Annotated in this window: 22 protein-coding genes and 1 pseudogene; 9 read left to right on the forward strand and 14 right to left on the reverse strand. The window is 63.0% G+C overall.

What is annotated here, in order from left to right; all coding sequences use genetic code 11:
* Positions 1–108: 108 nt before the first annotated feature.
* The 3 genes and pseudogenes from ftsZ to EAV90_RS20285 all read right to left on the reverse strand — a co-directional run.
* Positions 109–1,365 (reverse strand): cell division protein FtsZ, encoded by a 1,257-nt coding sequence (gene ftsZ / locus EAV90_RS20275; protein WP_129144471.1) that lies wholly within the window; start codon positions 1,363–1,365, stop codon positions 109–111.
* Positions 1,366–1,417: 52 nt separating this feature from the next.
* Complete coding sequence (locus tag EAV90_RS20280; protein WP_164937025.1) at positions 1,418–1,930, reverse strand: hypothetical protein; 513 nt, start codon at positions 1,928–1,930, stop codon at positions 1,418–1,420.
* Between the two features lie 122 nt (positions 1,931–2,052).
* Positions 2,053–2,202, reverse strand: a pseudogene (locus EAV90_RS20285) (T6SS phospholipase effector Tle1-like catalytic domain-containing protein); the annotation flags it as partial.
* A gap of 193 nt (positions 2,203–2,395) precedes the next feature.
* Here EAV90_RS20285 and EAV90_RS20290 point away from each other — a divergent pair.
* From EAV90_RS20290 to EAV90_RS20300, 3 genes are all read left to right on the forward strand, one after another.
* The gene (locus EAV90_RS20290; protein ID WP_129144473.1) at positions 2,396–3,016 is read left to right on the forward strand and encodes a class I SAM-dependent methyltransferase; all 621 of its coding nucleotides are present in this window, start codon (positions 2,396–2,398) and stop codon (positions 3,014–3,016) included.
* Between the two features lie 122 nt (positions 3,017–3,138).
* Complete coding sequence (locus EAV90_RS20295) at positions 3,139–3,840, forward strand: SIR2 family NAD-dependent protein deacylase (RefSeq protein WP_245509566.1); 702 nt, start codon at positions 3,139–3,141, stop codon at positions 3,838–3,840.
* A 2-nt stretch (positions 3,841–3,842) separates the two neighbouring features.
* A complete protein-coding gene (locus tag EAV90_RS20300) occupies positions 3,843–4,490 on the forward strand; it encodes a non-canonical purine NTP pyrophosphatase (protein WP_129144475.1) in 648 nt (215 codons plus the stop codon).
* Here the strand turns inward: EAV90_RS20300 and EAV90_RS20305 are convergent.
* On the reverse strand, positions 4,485–6,158 hold the full coding sequence (locus EAV90_RS20305) for an HTH domain-containing protein (RefSeq protein ID WP_129144476.1): 1,674 nt from the start codon (positions 6,156–6,158) through the stop codon (positions 4,485–4,487). The genes EAV90_RS20300 and EAV90_RS20305 overlap by 6 nt on opposite strands.
* Before the next feature lie 266 nt (positions 6,159–6,424).
* The gene (gene rpmB / locus EAV90_RS20310; protein ID WP_129144477.1) at positions 6,425–6,733 is read right to left on the reverse strand and encodes a 50S ribosomal protein L28; all 309 of its coding nucleotides are present in this window, start codon (positions 6,731–6,733) and stop codon (positions 6,425–6,427) included.
* 531 nt (positions 6,734–7,264) lie between these two features.
* Here rpmB and EAV90_RS20315 point away from each other — a divergent pair.
* From EAV90_RS20315 to EAV90_RS20340, 5 genes are all read left to right on the forward strand, one after another.
* A complete protein-coding gene (locus tag EAV90_RS20315) occupies positions 7,265–8,098 on the forward strand; it encodes a DUF3108 domain-containing protein (protein ID WP_208738521.1) in 834 nt (277 codons plus the stop codon).
* A gap of 791 nt (positions 8,099–8,889) precedes the next feature.
* Positions 8,890–12,258, forward strand: coding sequence for a helicase-related protein (locus tag EAV90_RS20325; RefSeq protein WP_129144478.1), 3,369 nt, complete (start codon positions 8,890–8,892; stop codon positions 12,256–12,258).
* Positions 12,259–12,280: 22 nt separating this feature from the next.
* The gene (locus tag EAV90_RS20330; protein WP_129144479.1) at positions 12,281–12,532 is read left to right on the forward strand and encodes an RNA-binding S4 domain-containing protein; all 252 of its coding nucleotides are present in this window, start codon (positions 12,281–12,283) and stop codon (positions 12,530–12,532) included.
* Between the two features lie 132 nt (positions 12,533–12,664).
* The gene (fdxA, locus tag EAV90_RS20335; protein WP_063698041.1) at positions 12,665–13,003 is read left to right on the forward strand and encodes a ferredoxin FdxA; all 339 of its coding nucleotides are present in this window, start codon (positions 12,665–12,667) and stop codon (positions 13,001–13,003) included.
* A gap of 344 nt (positions 13,004–13,347) precedes the next feature.
* A complete protein-coding gene (locus tag EAV90_RS20340; protein ID WP_162500082.1) occupies positions 13,348–14,172 on the forward strand; it encodes a CarD family transcriptional regulator in 825 nt (274 codons plus the stop codon).
* 269 nt (positions 14,173–14,441) lie between these two features.
* Here the strand turns inward: EAV90_RS20340 and EAV90_RS20345 are convergent, their stop codons facing one another.
* From EAV90_RS20345 to cyoA, 7 genes are read right to left on the reverse strand one after another with little or no spacing between them, the layout of a single operon-like run.
* Positions 14,442–14,975, reverse strand: a complete 534-nt coding sequence (locus tag EAV90_RS20345) for a response regulator transcription factor (protein WP_122400575.1) — start codon at positions 14,973–14,975, stop codon at positions 14,442–14,444.
* Complete coding sequence (locus EAV90_RS20350) at positions 14,965–16,368, reverse strand: ATP-binding protein (RefSeq protein WP_164937026.1); 1,404 nt, start codon at positions 16,366–16,368, stop codon at positions 14,965–14,967. Before EAV90_RS20350 ends, EAV90_RS20345 begins: the two co-directional genes overlap by 11 nt.
* Positions 16,340–17,191: an SURF1 family protein gene (locus tag EAV90_RS20355; protein WP_129144481.1), complete on the reverse strand. Its 852-nt coding sequence runs from the start codon at positions 17,189–17,191 to the stop codon at positions 16,340–16,342. Before EAV90_RS20355 ends, EAV90_RS20350 begins: the two co-directional genes overlap by 29 nt.
* A 13-nt stretch (positions 17,192–17,204) precedes the next feature.
* Complete coding sequence (gene cyoD, locus EAV90_RS20360) at positions 17,205–17,585, reverse strand: cytochrome o ubiquinol oxidase subunit IV (protein WP_122400578.1); 381 nt, start codon at positions 17,583–17,585, stop codon at positions 17,205–17,207.
* Positions 17,582–18,211, reverse strand: a complete 630-nt coding sequence (gene cyoC / locus EAV90_RS20365; protein WP_129144482.1) for a cytochrome o ubiquinol oxidase subunit III — start codon at positions 18,209–18,211, stop codon at positions 17,582–17,584. Before cyoC ends, cyoD begins: the two co-directional genes overlap by 4 nt.
* Complete coding sequence (gene cyoB / locus EAV90_RS20370) at positions 18,212–20,209, reverse strand: cytochrome o ubiquinol oxidase subunit I (RefSeq protein ID WP_129144483.1); 1,998 nt, start codon at positions 20,207–20,209, stop codon at positions 18,212–18,214.
* An 11-nt stretch (positions 20,210–20,220) separates the two neighbouring features.
* The gene (gene cyoA, locus EAV90_RS20375) at positions 20,221–21,381 is read right to left on the reverse strand and encodes a ubiquinol oxidase subunit II (RefSeq protein WP_129144484.1); all 1,161 of its coding nucleotides are present in this window, start codon (positions 21,379–21,381) and stop codon (positions 20,221–20,223) included.
* A 181-nt stretch (positions 21,382–21,562) separates the two neighbouring features.
* Between cyoA and EAV90_RS20380 the strand changes: the two genes are divergently transcribed.
* Complete coding sequence (locus tag EAV90_RS20380; RefSeq protein ID WP_122400582.1) at positions 21,563–22,891, forward strand: MFS transporter; 1,329 nt, start codon at positions 21,563–21,565, stop codon at positions 22,889–22,891.
* A gap of 126 nt (positions 22,892–23,017) precedes the next feature.
* Here EAV90_RS20380 and EAV90_RS20385 read toward each other — a convergent pair whose 3' ends face one another.
* Both EAV90_RS20385 and EAV90_RS20390 read right to left on the reverse strand, forming a co-directional pair.
* Entirely contained in the window at positions 23,018–24,409 is a 1,392-nt protein-coding gene (locus EAV90_RS20385) for a M48 family metalloprotease (protein ID WP_244607851.1), read from the reverse strand.
* Positions 24,410–24,543: 134 nt separating this feature from the next.
* A complete protein-coding gene (locus EAV90_RS20390; protein WP_129144487.1) occupies positions 24,544–25,395 on the reverse strand; it encodes a thermonuclease family protein in 852 nt (283 codons plus the stop codon).
* Positions 25,396–25,602: the final 207 nt, after the last annotated feature.

Here is a 25,602-nt window from a genome sequence, read left to right on the forward strand (position 1 = left end):
CCCTGGACTAGCCTAACGCGGAATGGCTTCAAGTCGAATCGACTGGCCGTGGGCTCGTTCGAACCTCTCCCGCTTGCGGGAGAGGGAGCGCACCTCCTTCGCCACCCCTCAGTTGGCGGCGCGGCGCAGGAAGGCCGGGATATCGAGAACGGCCTCGTCGGGCGCATTGCGCGCAGGGGCGCGGCCGTAAGGATCGAGCGGCTGAAGCGCCGCCTGCCGCGCATAGTCCAGGCCCGGCCTTGCCGGCGGCCCCACGGGGTGGTGCGGCTGCGGGCGGAGCGGCGGGCTTCCCGCTTGCGGAAGGGGGGCACTGCGCTCGATGCGATCGGCGATGCGACGGCCGTCGTTGCGCAGCCTGCCGGCGAGCTGGGTGAGGGCGGTTTCCACCGGCAGCGCCTGCGCCGGATCGAGATTATCGATTCCGGTCGCCACCACCGAGACGCGGACGATGCCTTCGAGGCTTTCGTCGAACGACGCACCGACGATGATGTTGGCGTCCGGGTCGGCCTCGTCGCGAATGCGGGTTGCGGCTTCGTCGACCTCGTACAGCATCAGATCCTTGCCGCCGGTGATGGAGATGATGAGGCCACTGGCACGCTTGATCGAGGGATTCTCGATCAATGGATTGGAGATCGCGGCCACGGCGGCGGCGAGCACGCGCTTCTCGCCGGAAGCCTCGCCCCGTCCCATCATGGCCTTGCCCTTCTCCTTCATGACGGAGAGGACGTCGGCAAAATCGAGATTGATCAGGCCTTCCTTGACGATGAGGTCGCTGATGCAGGCCACGCCCGAATAAAGCACCTGGTCGGCAAGGGCGAAGGCATCGGCGAACGTGGTCTTCTCGCTGGCCACCCGGAACAGGTTCTGGTTCGGGATGATCAGGAGGGTGTCGACCGTCTTCAGCAGCTCCTCGATGCCGGCTTCGGCAAAGCGCATGCGGCGCTGGCCCTCGAAGTAGAACGGCTTGGTGACCACGCCGATGGTGAGGATGCCGAGTTCGCGCGCAATCCTGGCGACGATGGGTGCAGCCCCGGTGCCGGTGCCGCCGCCCATGCCGGCCGTCACGAACACCATGTGCGCACCGTTCAATTGCTCGCGGATCGTGTCGATCGCCTCTTCGGCTGCGGCGCGTCCCAGTTCCGGCTGCGAGCCGGCGCCGAGGCCTGCGGTCACCCTTGTGCCGAGCTGGATGAGGCGCTTCGCCTTCGACATCGCCAGCGCCTGCGCGTCCGTGTTGGCGACCACGAACTCGACCCCTTGCAGTCCGGCCGTGATCATGTTGTTGACGGCATTGCCGCCGGCGCCGCCGACGCCGAAGACGACGATGCGGGCCTTCATTTCATGGATATCGGTATTGCCAGTCATTCTTCCCTCGCGATTGCTCCGGCAAGCCGGGGGTTAAAGAAAGTCTCGAGTGCTACCTGCAAGCCGCGCGGTCTGCTTTGACGATGGCGGCGGCAAGATGTCCCAATCGACGCGCGGCGTGTCCCGCGATCGTCCCGCCAGGGCGGCGATCGTTCCGCAGCGCCCTCACTTCGTCGTCCAGTCGTGCCGCCCACGCATTGGCTGCCATGGTCTCGGCGATCGCCTGCTGCAGCTCGACGGCGAGGCGATCGGCGCGGTCCCGCTCGCGCTCGAACACGGCCCTGTAGGCGGTCGCGACGTCTTCGAGCCGCGCGATCTCCGCCTTGAATGCCTCGATCTTGATGGCCTCGATCCTTGCCATGGAGGCATCGACGGGGTCTGCCCGGCGGCCCTTTCGCGGGCGGGGCGTGTACCGGAGCGCGGCGAGATCGACGCTCACCAGGGCCTTGCCGTCCTCCGAGCGCGAACGCGGCAGGCGGCGACGTCTCGCCAGCGACCGTGCGGCCTCGCGCGAGATATCGAGGCGGGCACCGAGATCGGCATACGTCAACAACTCAACGCACATCGGCGCTTCTCCTGGAGCGAACCGGGAAGGCATTTCGAGCTAATGATGGCTGGACGATTACCGCAGGCTAGGCTGCGTTGGTTAATGGACGGTTAACGGGCGAGGGGGGTGTTTACGGATAGCGTCACCGTGCCGATCCCCGGGATCGGAGAGCCCATCTGCCGCGGCTTCGTCTTGTCCGACTTGCGCAGGCAGCGATAGAGCTTCAGGACGTTGGAGATGTTCTCGCTGATCTCGTTGCCGGTCCCGTCACAGCAGATGACGAGGTTTTTTCGGCTCCGATTTGTGGTCGGCGTCGCGCGGTGCTCCACGGGATGTGCCTCCGGGTGATGCTACCGAGGGCGCGTATAGCGGATCGGTGGTCATATGCAGAGCAGCCGGTGGACGAAAATCAACCAGTGATTGCGAGACTTTGTCGATATCCATACACTGCCGGTTTCTGGTTCAGTCCATGTTGCAGGCAAGATGACAAAAGACAACGGTGGTTACGATGATGGATATTCGTCGAGTGATTGCTTTTGGGGGGCTTCGCCGGGCTCGCTGGTTCAGTCGTTTCTTGAAGAGAGCCCGGATCTGAGTGGAGTCCGTGTACTCGACTTGGGCTGTGGGGAAGGGAAGAATGCCGCTGCATTTGCATGTCGTGGTGCAAGTGTCACTGCAGTTGATTGCTCCGCGAAGGCAATAGAAAATGGGCGGCGCGCGTTTCAAGACCCGCGAATTGAATGGCTTGTCTTAGATGCGAGAGCCTATCTTACGAGGGATGAACTATTTGATGTGATTGTGCTCTATGGCCTAGCGCACTGTCTTAGTTCTCCTGAGGATATATCCTCGCTAATCCAAACTGCGCTACAGAGGACGCGGCCCGGCGGGTATCATTTCCTTGTTTCGTTCAATGATGGGCCGCACGATCTGTCAGCCCATCCAAATTTCTCACCTACGCTGCTACCGCATTCGTTCTATGTTGATCAATACGAGAGTCACGCGATCCTGACTGAATCGGATTCAATTATTTACGAGACACACCCTCACAACAACATTCCACACTTTCATAGTCTTACTCGGCTGCTGGTGAAGAAGGTTCTATGACCTGTCCCCCTGATCTTCGAAGACTGTATCGTGATAGGCGTGTGGTCCCGTTCATTGGCGCGGGAGCGTCTATGTCAGTTAGCTGGGACGGAGGTGCTAAGAGGGGTCCGTCTTGGGAGGCTATGGTAGATCACGCCGCCAAGCTGATTGGATGCAATGAAGAAAATCTACTTCGGATGCGGGGGAGTGACCTCCAGATACTGGAATACTTCAAGATCATGAACCGCGAGCTCGCGCCGCTAACGAATTGGTTATCGTTGCAATTCGCAGAAGCGACCGATGCGGACATTCTTGCTTCGCCGATCCATTCAGAGTTGGTCGAGCTGGATCGTTGCAGCCTTTATTACACAACGAATTATGATGATTTTATCGAGCGAGCTCTAAAAAGGAGCGGCCGCAATGCGCACATTGTATCCGGCGAACACACCATCGCGCACGATAGGTCGGTTGTCGAAGTCGTGAAGTTTCACGGTGACTTCAATAATCCACAGCAGATGGTGGTGTCTGAATCGCAATACATGGAGCGAATGCGACTAGAGAGCCCAATGGACTTCAAATTGCGCGGCGACATTCTCGGTAGAGCCGTTCTGTTCATCGGATACAGCTTCCGAGATCCTAATGTGAACTACATCTTCCACATCGTGAATCGCCTGTTTTCGGATCTGCCAAACTCTCCGAGCGGCAGAAGGGCGTACATCGTTCTGCCAGAGCCGTCGGAGTTCGAGCGGCGGCTTTTCAATGAGCGCAACATCGAAGTCATACCGGTTGGAGCCGAAGAAATATCAAAGAACGTGGCCGAAGTGCTCCATGAAATGAGAATTTAGCGATGAGCTCCCCTCCCATCCAGATCGTCTATTGCTCTTGGAGCAACTACAAGAAGGAAGAATGGGCGTTAGCGAAGGACGCGATTGAGCTTGACGCTACTGGCAAGAAGCTGGGCGAGCTCTTCGATATTCGTTTTAGGAGGGTCGCAACAACCGAGCCGCTATTGTGCGATCTTGAGGCCATGGTGAAGTTCAAAGTTGAGTCTGCGTATCGGCAGGTTCAAGTTCCCTGCATTGTTGAGCATGCGGGGCTCATTCTCGAGGGATTGGAAGACAAGTCGTTTCCTGGTGGGCTCACTCAACCTATGTGGGACTCGCTTGCCCCAGAGCAGTTTGTAGCGGCTTGCTCGACGCTCACGAGTAGAGCTGTTGCACGGGCTGTAGTCGGCTATTGCGACGGCCTGAACGTACATACTTTTGTTGGGGAGACCCGAGGTACTTTGAGCCGCTCTGCAAGAGGAACTAGAGAATTCTATTGGGATACCATCTTCTGTCCCGATGGCTTTGGCGATCGGACCTATGCGGAGATCGTAAAGGCTGATCATTCCGGGCTTGGGGAAAAGCTCGCCGTATCGCAATCCATCAAGGCGCTGAAGGCATTCATGTTGCATCGTCTCGCCGCCGAGCCATCTCTCTTTCCAGCGCTATGAACGCATTTTCGGTAGTAGTTCATCTAGCGTTCGCCGAAATGCTTCCATTCCAAATGAATTGTAGATGTATGCGTTTGCTCGGCGCCCGAGGCTCGAAATCTCCTCCTCTACTGGGGCATCGTATACTTTAAGAAAGTCGCGATAGCTGAATTTGAGCGTTCCCGCTTCTCTAGCGCGATACATGTCGAAGGCAACGTCAGGTGGGGTTTGTACAAAGAGTAGTCCAACCCCGCCATTGCACCCTTTTTCTAAGTGCTCGAACGTGTCGAGATTTCTAATTCCATCAACGATCGTGCGATTGCTTCCGTTGCGAGCGATCTGGCTCGCTATCGCATCAGCGAGCTTCTGAGTGCCGCCTTCCGCGCTTATGAATTCGTATGCTCGGCTTTGGAACGCCTCGCGTCCGATCTCCGAGATTGGAGGTGACGCCATTAGCTCGCGAACCAACTCTCCGGTTTTAACCAATGAGCAATGCAGGCGCTGGCTCAGATAATTTGCGGTCTCTGACTTCCCTGATCCAATTCGGCCTGCGACGACCAGGATGCGGTCGCTGGCGAAGCGAGAATTATTTACGATCTCGAATCTCGCTCGCGTGAATAGAGTCGACGGGTAGAAGCGTCGCAAACAAAGTTGTGACCAATATTCGAAGTCAGTTATGTCGACCTTGTCCTTTGAAAGATCGATCCATCCCAGCCCCTTAATAGATGAATCGCCCTTCTGAAGTTTTTTGGCGATGTTCCAATCAGGAAGCCACGCACGATAAACAACGGCAACGTGCCGCCGTCCGACCTCCGAAGAATCGTCGTTTAGTACGCCAAGGCACTCCAGTGGGACGCTTTGAAAGAGATCGATAGTGGCCTTATCTGTAAGACTTGCCTCGGCCGAATCCTTGCGCTTTCGTCGAGGTCGGTCCGGCAAGAAAAGTTCTTCTGCGAGTTCTCTGCGCCCGCAAGCTGACAAGCCAAAGTCGGCGCGCGAAAGCATATCGAGGTCAGCCGCACTGACATGGCCACCGAAGCCGATGCACTTCGATCCTCTTAGAAATTCAGCTGCTCGGCTGAGATAGGACCGTTTGAAGAACAGCAGGCGCTGACCACATTGAACTAGGACGTACGTTATGAATTGCTTCGCGTCATTTTTGACTTCGGCCTCACCCCGCCCGACATAGGTAGTGTTCTTTTCGCTAAGTAGTTGCCCCAGGATTGGAGCCGTATCCGTATCAATGCCCTGAAAGGTGAGGACATCGCGAAAAGCAGACTCCGGAACGCACAGAACTTCTTCTCTCGGGGTACGAAGGACTCGGCGCTCAGCTACGTATTCAGATTGAGCTTCGCCAGCAGTGACGCCTGGTTCACTGGCTGGTGTGCCTAGCGAGGTGCGTAGGGTAAAGCGCCCGCGACCAGTACGAACAAATCGGGAGTCAGTCCTTCTGTGTAAGATATCCATGCTAAGCCGTGCTTGCATGGATTTTTGGGGAGTGCGGCCCATTGCATGGTCGCCAAAGAGCCCTTGCTCGATCCCTCGATCAACGATCTCACCCGCGCTAAGTGGGACACGAGACTTGCTCAACACAATCTCCGCGACACGAAGAAAGGTTTGTCGTTCACCTTCGATGTGCTCGTCGGTGTGATTCTGCACGGCAACCGTTTGTTTTTGGTAACTATGCATGAGGGGGCGTGCTTCCGCTGGGCGAATGCTCAAAAGCTAACTCATTCTGTACTGCGCGAATGACGGTGCGGCCGTCAGTTGAGGGACTCCCAAAATCTCAGTCAATTGATGATTTTAGCGTAGTTTACTCCGGGCTACGCGGGGACGTAGACATTTGCACCAAAACAAAAACGGCCGGATCTTCCGATCCGGCCGCTACTCAAATTCTACTCGGCTAAGCCTACGCCGCGCGACGCAACTTAGCCCCCGCCCAATTTCCGAAAATCTCAGCTCGCCTGCTTCGCCGGCTGCGTGTCGCCGACCTTCTTCTGGATGGCGCGCTTCAGTTCGACTGCGCGCGGGGAGAGGGCGTCGGGGTTGGCCTTGAGCAGGAAGGCATCGAGGCCGCCATTGTGGTCGACGCTCTTGACCGCGTTGGTGGAAACGCGCAGGCGCACGTTGCGGCCCAGGGCTTCCGACATGAACGTCACGTTGACGAGGTTCGGCAGGAAGCGGCGCTTGGTCTTGATGTTGGAGTGGCTGACCTTGTGGCCGACGAGGGGGCCCTTGGCCGTCAGTTCGCAGCGGCGAGACATGGCAAAATCCTTATCCGTGAACCCCCAACGATCTGCGGCCGCCATTTTTGGGCGCCACGGGGGCAAATTCTCTGTCCTTGCAGGGAGCGGGCGGACGTATAGGGGGGAAGGGGCAGGACGTCAAGGTTTTGGGCGGGGATTCGGCCGCCCGGGTGGTGCGCTCCCTCCCCCGCGCGGGGGAGGGCTGGGGAGAGGGCTCTCTGCTCTGCGAGGCCAGACGTCATGACGGATGGTGTCCCCCCAGAGGAGAAAGCCCTCACCCGCGCTTCGCGCGACCTCTCCCGCAAGCGGGAGAGGAAGGGAGCCCGCGGTTACCTTCCGATCACCAAAACGGCAATGATTGTCGCACCTTACCATCACATAAAGGGCGTATTCGCCGCCGAAGACTCAGGTGGAGTTCCAAGGGCAAGACGCCCACACATTGTTTGCCGCCGTTTTTGGCTTAAGTAACAACGCATCGCGCCCCGATTGGATTGTTTCGTGCCGACAACGCCCCTTTTTGCGCAGGACCTGCGCCCGGCCCGCCCAGGCCTGGCCGGCTGGCTGGTTGTCTTTTGCGCGCTGGTCTTGGCCCTGGTCCTGGCGTGGGGCGTGGCGCCGGCCGCCGCGCAAGGCAAGCTCGAGGCGCAATATGAGGCGACGCTATCGGGCATTCCCGTCGGCAAGGGCGCCTGGAACATCGATATCCAGGACGACGTGTTCTCGGCGGCGGCCTCCGGCGGCACCACGGGGCTGCTGAAGTCGTTCACGGGCGGGTCGGGCACCGGCGCCAGCCAGGGGCGCATCGTCAACGGCGCGCTGGTGGCGACCGGCTACCAGGCCTCCACCACCACCCAGAAGAAGACCGAAGAGATCCGCATCACCCTCGACAAGGGCAATGTGAAGGATTTTGCCATCCTGCCGGAGCCGCCGGTCGATCCCGACCGCATCGTCGTCACCGAGGCGCATCGCCGCGGCGTCTGGGACCCCATGACGGCCTCGCTCCTGCGCGTGCCCGGCACCGGCGACCCCGTTGCGCCGGAGGCCTGCCACAACGCCGCGCCCGTGTTCGACGGCCGCATGCGCTACGACCTCAAGCTCGATTTCAAGCGCATGGAGACCGTGAAGGCGGAGAAGGGGTACCGGGGCCCGGTCGTGGTCTGCGCGCTCTATTTCGTGCCTGTGGCCGGCTACATCCCCGATCGCCCCGTGATCAAATACCTCGCCGCCCAGCGCAACATCGAGATCGCGTTTGCGCCGGTGGCGGGCACGCGCATCCTGGTCCCGTTCTGGCTGAAAGTGCCGACGCCGCTCGGGCCGGCCATGCTGGAAGCCACCAGCTTCGTGACCTCTCCCCAGCCCCCGCGGGTCGCGAAGACGCAGTGACCTTACCCTCCCCTGGAGGGGGAGGGTCGATCGCGCGCAGCGCGAGCGGGGTGGGGTGATCTCTCCGCGCGAACGGTGCCCGTGGGAAGAGATCACCCCACCCCGTCTCACATTCCGCTGTGCTCCATGTGAGCCGACCCTCCCCCTCCAGGGGAGGGTAAAAAGAAGTCGCGTTATTTCAATCACTTACCTACTGTGCATGGGGTTGTTTTCGGAGTTTTTGTTTGGCGCCCCGGATCCGGGAATCCATTTGACTCCACCCCGATTCTGATTCGACTCGGCGCCGTCCCCAGCTTTAACGAACCCGATCGCTTGTGCGGCCGCGCAAAACTCCATCTAGTGCGCAACCAATACGAGTCCCGCGACATGTTGCGTGAACGGAACAGGACTCACAGGGGAGTCAGCGATTCGGCCGCGATTCGTTCTAGAGTCGTTCCGAAGCTTAAAGCCAACGGGAAAAGCGTCGCAAAGTGAGACAGTTGCGCGGGATTTGGGGAGAGCGTTCCCACACCCACGGTGTCGTCGCCCGGCTTGACCGGGCGATCCAGTACGCCGCGGCGGTTGTGGTCGAGCCGAGAGGCCGCGGCGTACTGGATGCCCCGGTCCCGGCTCCGCCTAGGCTACGGGGCCCACAGGGGTGCTCGGCCTGCCGAAGCTTCAGCAAAGGCGGCACGGGGCATGACAGCGGAGTGCGTGGTCGCCGCGTAGCGTTCGCTGACAGGGCCCAGCCCCCTCACCGCCTCATCCAGCACTGACATTCGCCCAAATCGCCACTACCTAATCTCTCAGACATGGCTTTTTCTTCCTCCCCCTTTGCCTCCGAGCGCGCACTTTCCGATCGAGTGCCTGGCGCGGGCGTCACTGCGGTGCTCGGACCGACCAACACCGGCAAGACCCATCTCGCCATCGAGCGGATGCTCGCGCATCCCTCCGGCATGATCGGCCTGCCGCTGCGCCTGCTCGCGCGCGAGGTCTACAACAAGATCGCCGAGCGCGCCGGCGCGGCGAGCGTCGCGCTCGTCACCGGCGAGGAGAAGATCAAGCCGAAGAACCCGCGCTATTGGGTGTCGACCGTCGAGGCGATGCCGCGCGATATCGACGTCTCCTTCCTCGCCGTCGACGAGGTCCAGATCGCCGCCGATCTCGAACGCGGCCACGTCTTCACCGATCGGCTGCTCAACCGCCGCGGCCGCGACGAGACGCTGCTGCTAGGGGCCGCCACCATGCGCCCGATCATCGAGCGGCTGCTCCCGGGCGTCTCCATGATCACGCGGCCGCGCCTGTCCAGCCTCGAATTCGCCGGCGACCGCAAGATCACGCGCCAGCCGCGCCGCACCGCCATCGTCGCGTTCTCGGCGGATGAAGTCTACGCCATCGCCGAGCTGATCCGCCGCCAGCACGGCGGCGCCGCCGTGGTATTGGGCTCGCTCTCGCCGCGCACACGCAATGCGCAGGTGGCGATGTTTCAGAACGGCGATGTCGATTATCTCGTCGCCACCGATGCCGTCGGCATGGGCCTCAATCTCGACGTCGACCACGTCGCCTTCGCCTCCGACCGCAAGTTCGACGGTTACCAGTTCCGCCGTCTGACGCCGGCCGAATTCGCGCAAGTAGCCGGCCGCGCCGGTCGCGCCACCCGCAACGGCACCTTCGGCACCACGGGCCGCTGCGCGCCGTTCGAGCCCGAGCTCGTCAACGCGCTGCAGAACCACACCTTCGATGCGGTGAAGGTGCTGCAATGGCGCAACTCCAGGCTGGATTTCTCTTCGCTCGGCGCCCTGCAGGTGTCGCTGAATCTCGCCCCCGGCCACGAGACCTTGACGCGCGCGCCGATCGCCGAGGACATGCGCGTGCTCGACCATGCCGCCCGTGACGGCGAGGTGCGCGATATCGCGCATGGCAAGGCGGCGGTGGAGCGCCTCTGGGACGTCTGCCAGGTCCCCGATTACCGCAAGCTGTCGCCGGCCGCCCATGCCGAGCTGGTGACGACGCTGTATGGCTTCCTGATGCAGAAAGGCTGCATTCCCGATTCCTGGTTCGAGGCCCAGGTCACCCAGGCCGACCGCATCGACGGCGACATCGACACGTTGTCGGCCCGAATCGCCCAGATCCGCACCTGGACCTTCGTCGCCAACCGCCCGGACTGGCTGAGAGACCCCGAACGCTGGCAGGGGATCACGCGGGAGGTCGAAAATAAATTATCGGATGCGCTCCATGAACGCTTGACTGAGCGTTTCGTTGATCGTCGGACCAGTGTATTGATGCGCCGCCTGCGGGAGAACACGAGCTTGAATACTGAAATCGGCAAGACCGGCGAAGTCATCGTCGAAGGCCATGTCATCGGCCGCCTCGACGGCTTCACCTTTGCACCGGATGCGGCGGAGGCCGGCTCCGATGCGAAAGCCTTGCAGGCCGCAGCGCAAGCCGTGCTCGCCGGCGAGATCAATGCGCGCGCCGAGAAGCTCGGCAATGCGCCGGACGAGCAGTTCGTGCTCACCTCCGAAGGCATCATCCGCTGGACCGGCGATGCCGTGGCGCGCCTCGCCGCCGCAGACGACGCGCTGCATCCGCGCATCCGCATCATCTCCGACGAGCGCCTGACCGGCGGCCCGCGCGACAAGGTGCAGGCGCGGCTCGAGCTCTGGCTCAAGACCCATATCGAAAAGCTGCTCGGGCCGATGTTCGAGCTGTCCAAGGCCGAGGACGTCACCGGCATTGCCCGCGGCATCGCCTATCAGCTGGTCGAGGCGCTCGGCGTGCTCGAGCGTCCGAAGATTGCGAGCGAGCTGAAGGATCTCGATCAACCCTCGCGCGCCGTCTTGCGGAAATACGGCGTCCGCTTCGGCGCCTACCACATCTATTTCCCCGGCCTGCTCAAGCCCGCCGCGCGTGCGCTCGCCGCGCTGCTCTGGGCGCTGAAGCAGGACAATGTCGATCTCTCCGCGTTGTCGGGCGCGCAGCATCTGGCATCGTCGGGGCGCACCTCGTTCCCGGTCGACAAGCAGCTGCCGCGCGATGCCTATCGCGTGCTCGGCTACAAGCAGGCCGGCGAGCGCGCCGTGCGCGTCGATATCCTGGAGCGGCTGGCCGATCTGATCCGCCCGGCGCTGGCCTGGCGCGAGAATTCGCCCGGCGAAAAGCCCGCCGGCGCGTTCGACGGCCGCAGCTTCGTGGTGACGCAGGCGATGACCTCGCTCACGGGCTCGGCCGGCGAAGACTTCGCCTCCGTGCTGCGCGCGCTCGGCTATCGCATGGAGAAGCGTCCGCCGTTGCCACAGAAGCCTGTCGCCGTCGAGACGGTTGCGGCCGAGACACCGCCCGCCGAGGGCAGCGCGGAGACCTCGACCGAGACCGCGGCGGAGGCCGTCGCCGGCCTGCCGGTGGAGCCGGCTGCATCCACCGAAGCCGCTGCCGAATCCGTCACGGTCGAAGACGCGCCCGGCATGGAGCCGCACGACGAGCCCGTCCATGAGGAGCCGGCGCTCGAAGCGTCACCAGAAGCGCCCGTCACGCCCGAGGACGCCCCCGGCATCGTGCCGCCCGCCGAGGAAGCTGCGGCGTTCACCGAGGCTGCCGGCCTCGAAGCCGCTGCTGCCGAGACGGCCGCGACGGAAGCTGCCGCATCGCCCGACGCTGCCGCGCCTGAGGGGGCGGCCGCGCCCACAGAACCCGCGCTCGTCGAGGTCTGGCGCCCGGCCGGCCGTCACGAGGATCGCAAGCCGCGCCACGAGCGCCATCGCCACCAGCGCCACCACCATCAGCCGCGTCCGCAGGCGGCTGCCGAAGCTGGCGCTGCACCCGGTGAAGCTGCTGAAGGCGCGAAGCCGAGCCATCGCCACGGCGGACATCGGAAGGATTTCCGCAAGGGCCGCGAAGAAGGTGGCGATCGCCGCGAGCAGCGCAGCGACAACAACCGCCGCTTCGAAGGCAAGGAGCGTGATCGCGGCAAGGGCAAGCCAGGCGATCGCGATGGCGGCCGCGAGCATCGTGGCCGCGACCGCGACAAGGGGCGCGATCGTCGCGATCGTGAGTCCGGCCCCTCGCTGCGTCCCTACGCTTCGAGCGCCAGTCCGCGCGAGCGCGACCGTCCCATTGATCCGAATTCGCCCTTCGCCAAGCTCGCCGCGCTGAAGGAGCAGCTGTCGGGGCGGAAGGAGTAGCCCCACGACCGAGCGCCAGCGCATCGACAAATGGCTGTGGCACGCCCGTGTGGTGAAGGCGCGCACCTCCGCCGCTGAGCTGGTCGTCACCGGCCATGTTCGCGTCAACGGCGCGCGCGAGACGTCGCCGGGGCATGCGATCAAGGCCGGCGACGTGCTCACCATCGCGCTCGACCGCACCGTGCGCGTTCTGAAGGTGATCGCCTTCAACGAACGCCGCGGCGATGCCGCCTCGGCTCGGGTGCTCTACGAGGAGCTCGGGACGCGCAATTAATTGCGCTTGTTATTCATTTCTTGGTCGATCAAACACACAAAGCCGTCATGATCGGGCCTTCCCGACCTTGCGGCGCCGGGCCATCCGCGCTAGGCAAGCCGCGACTTTTGAAAGAGCTTTTCGGAGCGTTGGATGACTTACGTCGTCACTGAAAACTGCATCAAGTGCAAGTACACCGACTGCGTCGAGGTCTGCCCGGTCGACTGCTTCTACGAGGGTGACAACATGCTCGTCATTCACCCCGACGAGTGCATCGATTGCGGTGTGTGCGAGCCGGAATGCCCCGCCGACGCGATCAAGCCGGACACGGAACCGGGCCTGGAAAAGTGGCTCGAGGTCAACGCCGAATACGCCAAGAGCTGGCCCAACATCACCCAGAAGAAAGAATCACCGGCCGACGCCAAGGAATTCGACGGCATGGAAGGCAAGTTCGAGAAATATTTTTCTCCGAACCCCGGCTCGGGAGACTAATTCGCGCCCAAACTTAACCCTAATAGCGGCGCTGCCGCCGAAAACCAGCCCTCAAGACCCCTAAATCATTGATTTTTGCGGGAAATGTGCTATATTGGGCACATTAAGCCGAACCCCGTCAGCCCCGTTGGCCCCTCTGGGTTCCCGTGAAACCAAATGTCGAACAGGGGCGTGGCAGTTTCCGCGCGCAGGCTGTGTCACAGAAAACGCGTAAAAAGAGTACTTCAGCGAGGGCTTCCCATAAGGAGGCCAAAAAAGTCGCCGCGGCCAGCCGTAGCGCATCCAAGGGTCGGACCGCGACGAAGGCGCCGGCTGCAAAGTCCTCGAAGAACAAAAGAAGCGCAATGCCTAACAAGACTGCCAAACCGGCCGCGAAAGCGACCGCTGCCAAGCCTGCTGCTGCCAAGCCTGTGATTGCCAAGCCAGTGACTGCCAAGGCTCCCGCTGCCAAGCCCGCGCCGAAGGCCCCTGTTGCTGCTGCGCCTGCCAAGGCTCCCGCCGCCGCCAAGCCGGCTGCCAAGCCCGCTGCTGCGCCGAAGGTCGAGGAAAAGAAGGTCGTGACCCAGCGTCAGGGCTTCAAGGCCAACGAATTCGTCGTCTATCCCGCTCACGGCGTCGGCCAGATCCTGGCCATCGAGGAGCAGGAGATCGCCGGTGCCAAGCTCGAGCTGTTCGTCATCAACTTCATCAAGGACAAGATGACGCTGCGCGTGCCGACCGCCAAGGTCGCCAATGTCGGCATGCGCAAGCTGTCCGATCCGGCCCTGGTGAAGAAGGCGCTGGAGACGCTCAAGGGCCGTGCGCGCGTCAAGCGCACCATGTGGTCGCGGCGCGCCCAGGAATACGAAGCGAAGATCAATTCGGGCGACATCGTCGCGATCGCGGAAGTTGTGCGCGACCTCTATCGCTCGGAGTCGCAGCCGGAGCAGTCGTATTCGGAACGCCAGCTCTATGAAGCGGCGCTCGACCGTCTCTCCCGTGAGATCGCGGTGGTGCAGCACTCGACCGAGACCGAAGCGGTCAAGGAGATCGAGGCCCAGCTCGCCAAGAGCCCGCGCCGCGCCAGCGCCAAGGCGGAAGCCGCCGACGGCGAAGCCGATACGGACGCCGAGGGCGATACCGACGATACCGATGGCGACGACACCACCGTCGCCGACGAGGCCGCGTAAGCGCCACGCCGATTGCAAGAGTTCAAAAGCCCGGCCGCTCGGCCGGGCTTTTTATTTGGGGCGTGAAGTGATGACGGGTCTTCGCGAACGTCGCCTCAACAAATTCGCTGTCGTCCCGGCAGAGGCCGGGACCCATATCCCAGGGAGAAGTTCGGCGAAGATTGGTTGTTCGGCACTCCTACCGATCGCAACGATAGATTCCGCGGTATGGCTCCCGGCCTTCGCCGGAACGACGAGAGGAGAGAGCATTCATCAAACGACGCGCGACGCTACTTCACCGGCCGCTTTTCGAGCTTCCTTGCCAGCGTCCGCCGGTGCATGCCCAGCCGGCGGGCCGCCTCCGAGATGTTGAACTCCGTCTCGATCAGGGTCTGGTGGATGCGCTCCCATTCCAGCGTCTTGATCGAGGTCGGCCGTGCATCGAGCGCGACCTCGGCGTTGCCTTCGGCCTTGTGGAAGGCGGCTTCGATGTCGTCGGTGTTCGACGGCTTTGCCAAATAGTGGCAGGCGCCCAGCTTGATCGCCTCGACGGCGGTGGAGATGCTGGCAAATCCGGTCAGCACCACGATCAGCATGTCCGGATCGTGCGTGTGCAAGAGCTCGACGCAGGCGAGGCCCGACGCGCCGCCGAGCTTGAGGTCGACCACGGCATGGCCGAAAGTACGCTCCTCCAGCACCTTCCGCATCTCCTCGATCGAGTCGGCCACCACGACCTCGTAGCCGCGGCGCTCGAACGAGCGCTTCAGCGTGCGCGCGAAGCCGGAATCGTCCTCGACGACGATGAGTGAACGGTCAGGCGTCAAAATTCCCTCCGATCGCGAGCGTTGCGAGCGGCAGCGTCAAGCGCACGGTGGCGCCGCGCTTCCTGTGGTTCTCGGCGGTCACGCTGCCTCCCAGCTTGCGTACGACGTTCACCACCAGGAACAGGCCGAGCCCGCCGCCGGCGCGCCCCTTGCTCGACTGATAGGGCTTGCCGAGCTGCGCCAGCATCTCCGGCGCAAAGCCCGGGCCGCGATCGGAGATTGACAGCACGAGATTGTCGCCTTCGCGCTCGGCCACGAGCTCGACCCAGTCGCGCGAGACCTCATAGGCATTGTCGAGCACGTTGAAGATCACCTGCTTCAGCGCGACGTCGGAGACGATCGCGACGTCCTCGCCGAACGTGTTGACGAAATAGAGCGTGCGGGCCGAGCGCGCGTTGCGCCATTCGTCGACCAGCGCGGTGACGAAGGCCGTCACCGTCGTCGGCGAGGAGCCTTCGCCGCGCGCTTCGCCCGCCGACACCAGGATGCCGGTCACGATCGATTTGCAGCGCTGCAGCGAAGTCTCCATCTCCGCGAGATCCTCGGCCAGCTCTTGATCTGCGGCGAGATCCGGCATGCGGCGCCAGTCACTGAGGATCACCGAGAGCGAAGCGAGCGGTGTGCCGAGCTCATGTGCGGCGCCGGAGGCGAGCAGGCCCATGCGCACGATGTGGTCCTGCTCGGCGGCATGCTGGCGCAGCGCCGCAAGATGCGCGTCGCGCTCGCGCAGATTCCGGTTGATGCGGGTGACGAACACCACCAGCAGAACGGCATTGAGCACGAAGCCCAGGAGCATGCCGGTAACCGTGAGACTGTAGGTCTCACTGATCGGGTTCGGCGGCAGATCGAGCGGCCGGTAGGCCAATGTCAGCCAGACGAAGCTCGCGCAAGTCAGCGCGACCAACGACCAGGTCGAGCGGGCATCGAGCAGCACTGCGCCGAGCGTGACCTGGAGCAGGAACAGCGAGGTGAAGGGATTGGTGGCGCCGCCGGAGAGATAGAGCTGTGCGGTCAGCGCAGCGACGTCCAGCATCAAGGCGACCAGCAGCTCGTTATTGGTGATCGCGGCGCGATGGCGCACCCAGACCAGGCTGGAGACGTTGAGCAGCACCAGCGCGCCGATCACCGCGCCCATCCGCTCCAGCGGCAGGCGAATGCCGAGGCCGAAATGCACGGCACCGATGGTCACGATCTGGCCGACCACCGCGGTCCAGCGCAGCTGGATCAGCAGCGCCATGTTCTTGCGATTGGTCTCGTCGTCGGTGGGAGCCGGACCGATCAGCTCGCTGCGCGCGTCCGCCTGCGATTGCAGCGTGACGGGCCCGCCGCCATGGGCAAGCGTTTGGGGAAGCGTCTTCCCGTCGTCAGGTCGGCTCGACGATCGTTCCAGCATCTGATCCCGTCCTGCGGGCGGCGGCATCCGAGCCGCCAGCCGGTTCCTGGACGAAGCGCTTGCGCCGGAACAGCCCGCCGCCGAATGTGACGAAAAACCTGCCGGCTAGCATGAAAGCCAGGGCAAACCACGTCAGCGCGTAGATCAGGTGGTTATTGGGAAAGCGGATCACGGTCAATCCGCCGATTGGACCGGCGGGAACTTGTGATCCGGCGTCGGCATCCACGAAGAAGGGCGCGACGTCATGAAGACCGCGTGCCGCCGCGATGGCGGCGACGTCCCGCGAATACCAGCGGTTGTGCTGGGGCACGTTGTTCCGGAGAAAACCGCCCTTCGGCTCCGTCACGCGGAGCAGGCCGGTGATCTCGACCTGACCATCGGGATTGCCGTCCCTGCGCGTCGATACGTCGCGCCGCTCGGACGGCACGAAGCCGCGGTTGATCAGCACCAGCGTGCCATCATCGCGCTCGAGCGGCGTCAGCACCCAATAGCCCGGGCCTTCCTCGGTGACGGCCTGAACCAGCGTCTCGCGGTCATGCAGGAAGCGGCCGCTGACGCTGACGTGCCGGTATTCGTCGTTTGCTGCGCTGATGGCGGGCCATGAAGCGGGCGAGGGGATCGGTTGGGCCGGAGCGTGGACGCGCTGCTCGACGCGGTCGATCAGAGCCAGCTTCCAGGCCCGTCGCTCGATCTGCCAGACGCCGAGCGCGATCAGAAGTACAAAGGCGGCAAGCGAGAGGACCGTGAGCCACGGCGAGGGGGCGCGCACAGCCTCGCTGTGCGTCCCTCCTGTCCTGCGCGTCACGGTCCGAGCCTTGCTCAATCTGGAGCCTCGCTCAATTCATTCCCGTCATCTGGTGGACCGGCATCATGTTGCTGTTGAGGTGGCCCATCACCCACAGCGAACCGGACAGTGCGATCACCACCATGACGATGGTGAAGATCAGCGCCATCATGCTCCAGCCGTTCTCCGATGTCGTGTTCATGTGCAGGAAGTAGATCATGTGCACCACGATCTGCACGACCGCGAAGGCCATGATCACCAGCGCGGTGATCTGCTTGCTCGGCAGCGTACCGCTCATCACCAGCCAGAACGGGATCGCGGTGAGCACCACCGAGAGCACGAAGCCGAGCATGTAGCTCGAGAACGTGCCATGGGCGTGGCCATCGCCATGGTGATGGTCGTCCGCATGGGCGGCGTGGGTATCGGTGCTCATCGCAGAACTCCCAGGAGATAGACGAAGGTGAAGACGCCGATCCAGACCACGTCGAGGAAATGCCAGAACATCGACAGGCACATCAGACGGCGGCGGTTGGCCTCGATCAGGCCGAACTTTTGCACCTGTACCATCAGCGTCACCAGCCAGATCAGGCCGCAGGTGACGTGCAGGCCGTGGGTGCCGACCAGGGTGAAGAAGGCGGACAGGAAGGCGCTGCGCTGCGGCGTGGCGCCCTCGTGGATCATGTGGGCGAACTCGGTGAGCTCGATGCCAATGAAAGCGGCGCCGAACAGGCCGGTGATCGCCAGCCACATCTGGGTCTGGGCGATCTTATTTTGCTGCATCGTCAGCATGGCAAAGCCGTAGGTGATCGACGACAGCAGCAGCATGGACGTGTTCACCGCGACCAGGTTCAGGTCGAACAGGTCCTTCGGCGCCGGCCCGGCGGCGTAGTTGCCGCCGAGCACGCCGAAGGTGGCGAACAGGATCGCGAAGATGAGGCAGTCGCTCATCAGGTAGATCCAGAAGCCGAGCGAGGTGCTGTAGCCTTCCGGATGGGGATGTTCGTCGGCGAGATAGAACAGCGGCTCGCCGGTTTGCGAGGGATTTACAGAGACAGTCATTTACTTGGCTCCGGCGAGCAGTTTGGTGCGCGCGTCCTCGGTCCGGATGACGTCTTCAGCCGGAATGTCGAAGTCGCGGTGGTAGTTGAAGGTGTGACCGATACCGACGGCGAGCATCGCAACGAAGCTCACGGCCGCCAGCCACCACATGTACCAGATCAGGCCGAAACCCATCGCGGTGGCGAAGCCGGCGAGGATGATGCCGGTGCCGGTGCTAGCAGGCATGTGGATCGGCTTGAACCCGGTGAGCGGACGCTGGTAGCCGCGCTTCTTCATGTCCCACCACGCGTCATTGTCGTGCACGACGGGGGTGAAGGCGAAGTTGTAGTCCGGCGGCGGCGAGGACGTCGCCCATTCCAGCGTGCGCGCGTCCCAGGGATCGCCGGTGACGTCCTTGAGCTGCTCGCGCTTGAGCAGGCTCACTGCGAACTGCATCAGCATCGAGAGGATGCCGATGAAGACGAAGAGCGCCCCGATCGCGGCGATGACGAACCAGATCTGCAAGCTGGGATCGTCGAACACGCGCAGGCGGCGGGTCACGCCCATCAGGCCGAGCACGTAGAGGGGCATGAAGGCCAGGTAGAACCCGGTGACCCAGAACCAGAACGACATCTTGCCCCAGAACGGATCGAGCTTGAAGCCGAACGCCTTCGGGAACCAGTAGTTGATGCCGGCGAAGGCGCCGAACACCACGCCGCCGATGATCACGTTGTGGAAGTGCGCGATCAGGAACAGGCTGTTGTGCAGCACGAAGTCGGCCGGCGGCACCGCGAGCAGCACGCCGGTCATGCCGCCGATCACGAAGGTCAGCATGAAGGCGATCGTCCACATCATCGGCAATTCGTAGCGGATGCGGCCGCGGTACATCGTGAACAGCCAGTTGAACATCTTCGCGCCCGTCGGGATCGAGATGATCATCGTGGTGATGCCGAAGAACGAATTGACGCTGGCTCCGGAGCCCATCGTGAAGAAGTGGTGCAGCCACACCAGGTACGACAGGATGGTGATGACGACCGTGGCGTAGACCATCGAGGTGTAGCCGAACAGCCGCTTGCCCGAGAAGGTCGAGGTGACCTCCGAGAAGATGCCGAACGCCGGGAGAACCAGGATGTAGACCTCGGGGTGGCCCCAGATCCAGATCAGGTTCACGTACATCATCGGGCTGCCGCCGAAATCGTTCGTGAAGAAGTTGGTGCCGACGTAGCGATCGAGCGACAGCAGCGCGAGCACGACGGTCAGGACCGGGAAGGAGGCGACGATCAGCACGTTGGTGCAGAGCGAGGTCCAGGTGAACACCGGCATCTTCATCATGGTCATGCCGGGGCAGCGCAGCTTGACGATGGTACAGATCAGGTTGATGCCGGATAATGTCGTTCCGACGCCGGCGACCTGCAGTGCCCAGATGTAGTAGTCGACGCCGACATCGGGACTGTAGCCGATGTTCGAGAGCGGCGGATAAGCCAGCCAGCCGGTGCGGGCGAATTCGCCGATGAACAGCGAGGCCATCACAAGCACCGCACCGCCGACCGTCATCCAGAAGCTGAAATTATTCAGGAACGGGAACGACACGTCGCGTGCGCCGATCTGGAGCGGCACCACGTAGTTCATCAGGCCGGTGACCAGTGGCATCGCCACGAAGAAGATCATGATCACGCCGTGGGCGGTGAAGACCTGGTCGTAGTGATGGGCATTGAGATAGCCTTCCGAGCCGCCAAAGGCGAGCATCTGCTGGCCGCGCATCATCAGTGCGTCGGCGAAGCCGCGCAGCAGCATCACGATACCGAGGATCATGTACATGATGCCGATGCGCTTGTGGTCCACCGTGGTGAACCATTCGCGCCAGAGATAGCCCCAGAGACGGAAATAGGTGAGGCCGCCAAGCAGCGCGGCGCCGCCGAGGGCGACCACCACGAAAGTGCCGACGACGATCGGCTCGTGCAGCGGCAGTGACTCGAAACCGAGCCGGCCGAAGATGAGCTTGAGAAGATCAGGAGACATGCGCGTTCTCTTTAGGAGTCTGACTTCGGACGCTGTCCGAGGAAGAAGGACAAGGACTTCAGCGGCGTGAACGACGGCCGCTTCAGGCCGGCGCCGATGAGCGGCATTGTGTCGGTGGGCGCCTTGATCGACGCGGTGGTCTGGCCTTGCGGCGCATCCGGTGTGCAGGTGCCGGCGACGAAGGTCGGCTCCGGTCCGAGCACCGTGCCGCGGCGGGCATACTTGTCGTAGGTGAGCGGCAGGGTGTTGTTCAGGCCCTCATGGCCGTTGCCGCCCTTGGCGTCGATGGCCATCATCTCGCTCTGGCACATCTTGCCGGTTTCGACGCACATGTTGAGGATCAGGCGGTAGAGATCGGCATCGACGCTGCCCCAGCGCCGCACGGGCTCGTTCTGGCTGGGCTTCTCCAACTGGAGATATTCGGCCCGGCCGAGCGATCCGCCGGCGGACTTGGCGCTGGCGATCCAGGCATCAAAGCCCTTGTCGTCGAGGCCCTGGAAGTTGAAGTGCATACCGGAGAAGCCGGCGCCGCTGTAGTTCGCCGAGAAACCCTTATAGGTGCCGGCGTGGTTCACGACGGCATGGAGCTTGGTCTCCATGCCCGGCATCGCATAGATCTGGCCGGCGAGCGCGGGGATGTAGAAGGAGTTCATCACCGAGGAGGCGGTGATGCGGAAGTTGATCGGGCGATCAACCGGCGCGGCGAGCTCGTTGACGGTGGCGATGCCGTAGTCCGGATAGATGAAGAGCCACTTCCAGTCGAGCGCGACGACATCGACCTCGAGCGGGGCTTTGGACTGGTCCACGGCGCGGTCGGCATGGATGCGGCCGAGGGTGCGATAAGGGTCGAGCAGATGGGTACCCATCCAGGTCAGCGCGCCCAGGCAGACGATGATCAAGAGCGGCGCCGACCAGATCACCAGCTCGAGCTTGGTCGAGTGGTCCCATTCCGGCTCGTAGCGAGCGGCCGTGTTTGATTGGCGATAGCGCCAGGCGAACAGCAGCGTCAGCGCCATCACGGGAAGGACGATCAGGAGCATCAGGACGGTGGAGATGATGACGAGGTCGCGCTGCTGGGCAGCGATGTCGCCGGCTGGCGCCAGCACGACATAGTCGCAGCCGCTGAGTGCGGCAGCCAGAGGTAGTAGCGCCAGGATCTTGAGACGAGACACGGGCCGAGCCTTTGAGAATGAGTTTCCTATGCGGGGCCAACGGGTAGCTGCGGCGCAACAATCCGGACATTGGACAATTTGTCCAATGTTGCAGTGCGGGAGGTTGGGTCAGACAAGGGCAGATTGCCTGGCGTCCGGCCGGGCGTTCGGCTTTGGTTTTCAGGACGTTAAGGGCGCACGAATGGCGACGGCACAGACCCCCGCAATGGCAGACCTCCACACGGGCGAACACGGCCACGATCAGGCCAGTCCCGGCGAGATCGCCATCGGCGTCATCATCGGCCGCACCTCCGAATTCTTCGACTTCTTCGTCTTCGCGATCGCTTCGGTGATTGTGTTCCCGCGCCTGGTGTTCCCGTTCGCGAGCGAACTGACCGGCACCCTCTATTCCTTCATGATCTTTGCGCTGGCCTTCATGGCCCGGCCGATCGGCACCGTCATTTTCATGACGATCGACCATGCCTACGGCAAAACGGCCAAGCTGATCTCGGCGCTGTTCCTGCTCGGCACCGCCACCGTGGCGCTCGCGTTCCTGCCCGGCTATCACGACATCGGCGTTGCCGCGATCTGGCTGCTGGCGCTGGCGCGCATCGCACAAGGTCTGGCCTGGGGCGGCGCCTGGGACGGCATGGCTTCGCTGCTGGCGTTGAACGCGCCGGCCTCGAAGCGCGGCTGGTACGCGATGGTGCCGCAGCTCGGCGCCCCGCTCGGACTGATCGTGGCGAGCGCGCTGTTCGCCTATTTCGCCGGCAACCTCTCGGCCGATGATTTCTTCGATTGGGGCTGGCGCTATCCGTTCTTCGTCGCCTTCGCCATCAACGTCGTCGCGCTGTTCGCGCGCCTGCGCATGGTGACGACGGAAGAATACGCGACGCTGTTCGAGACCCGCGAACTCCAGCCCGCGCGCATTTCCGAGACCGTCGCGCGCGAAGGCCACAACATCATGCTCGGCGCATTCGCGCCGCTGGCGAGCTTCGCGCTGTTCCACATGGTCACGGTGTTTCCGCTGTCCTGGGTGTTCCTGTTCACCCGCGAAAGCCCGGTGCGCTTCTTGATCATCGAGATCGTCGCTGCCGTGTTCGGCGTCGCCGCGATCGTTGTCTCCGGCATCATCGCCGACCGTGTCGGGCGCAAGTCGCTGCTGATGGGATCGGCGATCGCAATTGCGATCTACAGCGGCTTCGCGCCGCAACTGCTCGATGCCGGCGCGTTCGGCGAGACCATCTACATGGTGATCGGCTTCATCCTGCTCGGCCTGTCCTTCGGCCAGTCCTCCGGCGCGATCGCCTCGAACTTCAGGCAGGCGTACCGCTACACGGCGTCCGCGTTGACCTCCGACATGGCCTGGCTGTTCGGCGCCGGCTTTGCTCCACTGGTCGCGCTGCTGCTCGCCACCAATCTCGGCGTCATCGCTTCGGGCGCGTATCTGCTGTCAGGCGCGTTCTGGACCCTGCTCGCGCTCTGGCTCAGTGGCCAGCGTGAGGCGGGGGATATGGACGCGGGCCGTTAGCTATAGCGCGTAGCTTGTTGGGTGGGCGAAGGCGCTTTGCGCCGCGCCCACCATCTTTCGGAGATCGCAATAGAGAAGTGGTGGGGACGCTTGCGCTTTGCCCACCCTAAGGCAGTCGGGCGAGTGTCAATCCGCCACGATCTTCACGCGATCGCGCACCTTCACCTGCGCGGTGCGATCGAGGCCATTGAGCACGCGGAAGCGCTCGGCGGGATGGTCGACGCCGGCCATGCGGTGGGAGAGCGACTCAACGGTATCGCCGGGCTGCACGGTGATGACCTTGATGCGCAGCGGGCGCGCGGCCTGGATCTCGTCGAGCGTCAGGCGGCGGAATGAGTTGACGGTCTCGCGCGCGTTGCGCTCGCTCTCGGTCGATTTCTGCCGTGTCGCGAAGATGAAGCGGTAGACGTCGCTACCGAAGCGCAGCGCATAGACCTTGAACTGCCACTGATCGCCCTTGGCGGTGGCGGATGCCGCCGGAAAACCGTTGATGGTGAGATCCTCGGTCGAGGCCTTCTCGACGCCTTCCATCCAGCCCGAATTGAGGTAGTCGCCGAGCGATTGTTCGGCCGGCACGCGCACGACGTCGAAGCGCATCGCCTGTGCGCCGCCCTCGCGCACGCCGATCACGGCCTGCGCGGTGTTGTCGAGCGTGAAATTGTCCGGCGCCTGGAAGGTGAAGCCGAGCTTCGGATGCAGGAAGCGCCGGCCGCGGACAAAACCTTCGCTGGGGTCTTCGCCATAGACGAGGTTGTCGATCGCGGCGAGATAGCTTTCGCGGTCGCGCTCGGCGCCTTCAGGCGCAGTGTATTGCCGCGCGATGTTCTGCGCGTTCTGCACCCGCTCCGGGGTTGCCGGATGCGACGAGGTGAAATCCTGGGCGCGCGGATCGAGCGAGCTCTTGCCGGCCTTCAGCTCGGCATTACGCTCCATCGCCGACAGAAAGCGAGCAGCGCCATAAGGGTCGAAATGCGCCTTGGCGGAGATGCCGACGCCGATGCCGTCGGCCTCGAACTCCTGCTTGCGCGAGAAGCTCGCCATGGTGAGCTTGGTCTTGGCGAGCGCCAGCGCGGTGAGATCGGGATCGTTGCTCATGTCGGTGACGACGCGGGTGACGATCGCGGCCTGGCGAGCCTGGTCCTCGCGCATTGCCGCGTGCTTGGACAGCACATGCGCCATCTCGTGGCTGAGCACGGAGGACAATTCCGACGTATCGCTGGCAAGCGCGAGCAGGCCACGCGTGACGTAGAGCTGGCCGTTCGGCAGGGCGAAGGCGTTCACTGCGCCGGAATTGAGGATGGTGACCTTGTAGCCCTGGTCGGGACGGTCGGAGGCCGCGACCAGCCGGTCGACGGTCTTGCTGACGAGCGCCTCGAGCTTGGGGTCGTCATAGGTGCCGCCATAGCTCGCCAGGATGCGCTCGTGCTCCTTCTCGGTGGCGGGGGTTTGCGCCACGGCGGGCTTCGGCTTCGGCATCACCACGGTCGGCGGGGGCGCCGCCGTCTGGAACCGGCCCATATCGCCACAACCGGCGAGAGCCGTGCCCAGGACAAGGCACAGCGCAGCCGGCGCCGCCCGCAGCCGGCGGCGTTCACTCCGTACGTGCCGTTCTAGCACCCCATCCACGTCGCTTAACCCGTGCCTGGCCTGATCTAAGGCCTTACCCCTGTCGGCTCGCTTGCGCCCAGCAACTCGACCTGTCCCACAAGGCGCACATCGATGCGCGGCCCCGTATTCCCCTCAACCCAGCCCCGAACTCGAATACGCCTATTTTCCAGGGACTTAAGGGCGATGCCAGCGCTTTCGAACGCCGGTAGCGTGCGCTTTGAAATAGTCACGGCAAAGCCACGTGTCCAGTTCCGTCCGAAGTTGAGGTAGGTCGTTGCCCCAGCTTGCCGGACCGACAGGACTTTGCCCTCGACTACCGTAAAGCGCCCGATCTCCGCCAAAATATCGTCCGGACTTTCCGCGTTTTTTATGGCCGACGGGTCAGCCCAGCTGCCCATTTTTTGCCGCCGTGCCGCCGCCTCGGACGCCATCAGCGCGGTCGCGCAGTCCTTGTCCACAATCTCGGCGGAGACGAAGGCGTCGCCCTGGGCGAGCAGCATGGCCTGCACCGAGGTGTCGTTTTCGCCGATGAAGACCAGCGCACCCTGGCGGCCGTAGCGGTCGGGCGTGTCGTCGGCGCTGCGCAGCGTCACGTCGCGGCCGGAGAGCAGTGAGGTCAGCGCCTGCTTCGTGGTCGCCGTCTGCTCGATCCCCGTGAGGCGGATCTCGCGCCCGTCATCGAGACGCACGCTGCGCGCATCCACGATCGCCGCGACGCGGCCCTCGCCTTGTGACTCGAAATGGCACGGTGTCGCGAACGCGCCGTGAGCCGCGACGAGAAGAAATGCGACGATGGGATGGAGCAGTTGCGTCACGTGACCCGGAAAGGTTGCATTGCGGCCGGACTTTAACTCATGCGCGGTGAGACGCGAAGGGTCTTCCTCACACGCCGTCATTGCGAGGAGGCCTTCGCGACGAAGCAATCCAGAATCTTTCCCGCGGATGCATTTCTGGAATGCTTCGCTGCGCTCGCAATTGTCGATGTTCAATAATTCGCTGATTGGATCGCGGTGGTCTTGGAAGCGGCGAAAGCCTTGGGAGTTTGTCCTGCCAAGGCCTGATGGGGTCTGTGGTTGTTGTAGTAGACGAGGTACTCGAACAGT

This window comes from Bradyrhizobium vignae (assembly GCF_004114425.1).
GTDB lineage: Bacteria > Pseudomonadota > Alphaproteobacteria > Rhizobiales > Xanthobacteraceae > Bradyrhizobium > Bradyrhizobium vignae.

Excerpts from the sequence above, each read along its gene's own strand:
- ftsZ (WP_129144471.1), bottom strand. The coding sequence starts at position 1,365 with ATGACTGGCAATACCGATATCCATGAAATGAAGGCCCGCATCGTCGTC.
- EAV90_RS20340 (WP_162500082.1), top strand. The coding sequence starts at position 13,348 with ATGCCTAACAAGACTGCCAAACCGGCCGCGAAAGCGACCGCTGCCAAG.
- EAV90_RS20300 (WP_129144475.1), top strand. The coding sequence starts at position 3,843 with ATGAGCTCCCCTCCCATCCAGATCGTCTATTGCTCTTGGAGCAACTAC.
- EAV90_RS20350 (WP_164937026.1), bottom strand. The coding sequence starts at position 16,368 with ATGCTGGAACGATCGTCGAGCCGACCTGACGACGGGAAGACGCTTCCC.
- cyoD (WP_122400578.1), bottom strand. The coding sequence starts at position 17,585 with ATGAGCACCGATACCCACGCCGCCCATGCGGACGACCATCACCATGGC.
- EAV90_RS20295 (WP_245509566.1), top strand. The coding sequence starts at position 3,139 with ATGGTAGATCACGCCGCCAAGCTGATTGGATGCAATGAAGAAAATCTA.
- EAV90_RS20290 (WP_129144473.1), top strand. The coding sequence starts at position 2,396 with ATGACAAAAGACAACGGTGGTTACGATGATGGATATTCGTCGAGTGAT.
- EAV90_RS20280 (WP_164937025.1), bottom strand. The coding sequence starts at position 1,930 with ATGTGCGTTGAGTTGTTGACGTATGCCGATCTCGGTGCCCGCCTCGAT.
- cyoC (WP_129144482.1), bottom strand. The coding sequence starts at position 18,211 with ATGACTGTCTCTGTAAATCCCTCGCAAACCGGCGAGCCGCTGTTCTAT.
- EAV90_RS20390 (WP_129144487.1), bottom strand. The coding sequence starts at position 25,395 with ATGACGGCGTGTGAGGAAGACCCTTCGCGTCTCACCGCGCATGAGTTA.
- rpmB (WP_129144477.1), bottom strand. The coding sequence starts at position 6,733 with ATGTCTCGCCGCTGCGAACTGACGGCCAAGGGCCCCCTCGTCGGCCAC.
- fdxA (WP_063698041.1), top strand. The coding sequence starts at position 12,665 with ATGACTTACGTCGTCACTGAAAACTGCATCAAGTGCAAGTACACCGAC.
- EAV90_RS20325 (WP_129144478.1), top strand. The coding sequence starts at position 8,890 with ATGGCTTTTTCTTCCTCCCCCTTTGCCTCCGAGCGCGCACTTTCCGAT.
- EAV90_RS20380 (WP_122400582.1), top strand. The coding sequence starts at position 21,563 with ATGGCGACGGCACAGACCCCCGCAATGGCAGACCTCCACACGGGCGAA.
- EAV90_RS20385 (WP_244607851.1), bottom strand. The coding sequence starts at position 24,409 with ATGGGCCGGTTCCAGACGGCGGCGCCCCCGCCGACCGTGGTGATGCCG.
- EAV90_RS20305 (WP_129144476.1), bottom strand. The coding sequence starts at position 6,158 with ATGCATAGTTACCAAAAACAAACGGTTGCCGTGCAGAATCACACCGAC.
- cyoB (WP_129144483.1), bottom strand. The coding sequence starts at position 20,209 with ATGTCTCCTGATCTTCTCAAGCTCATCTTCGGCCGGCTCGGTTTCGAG.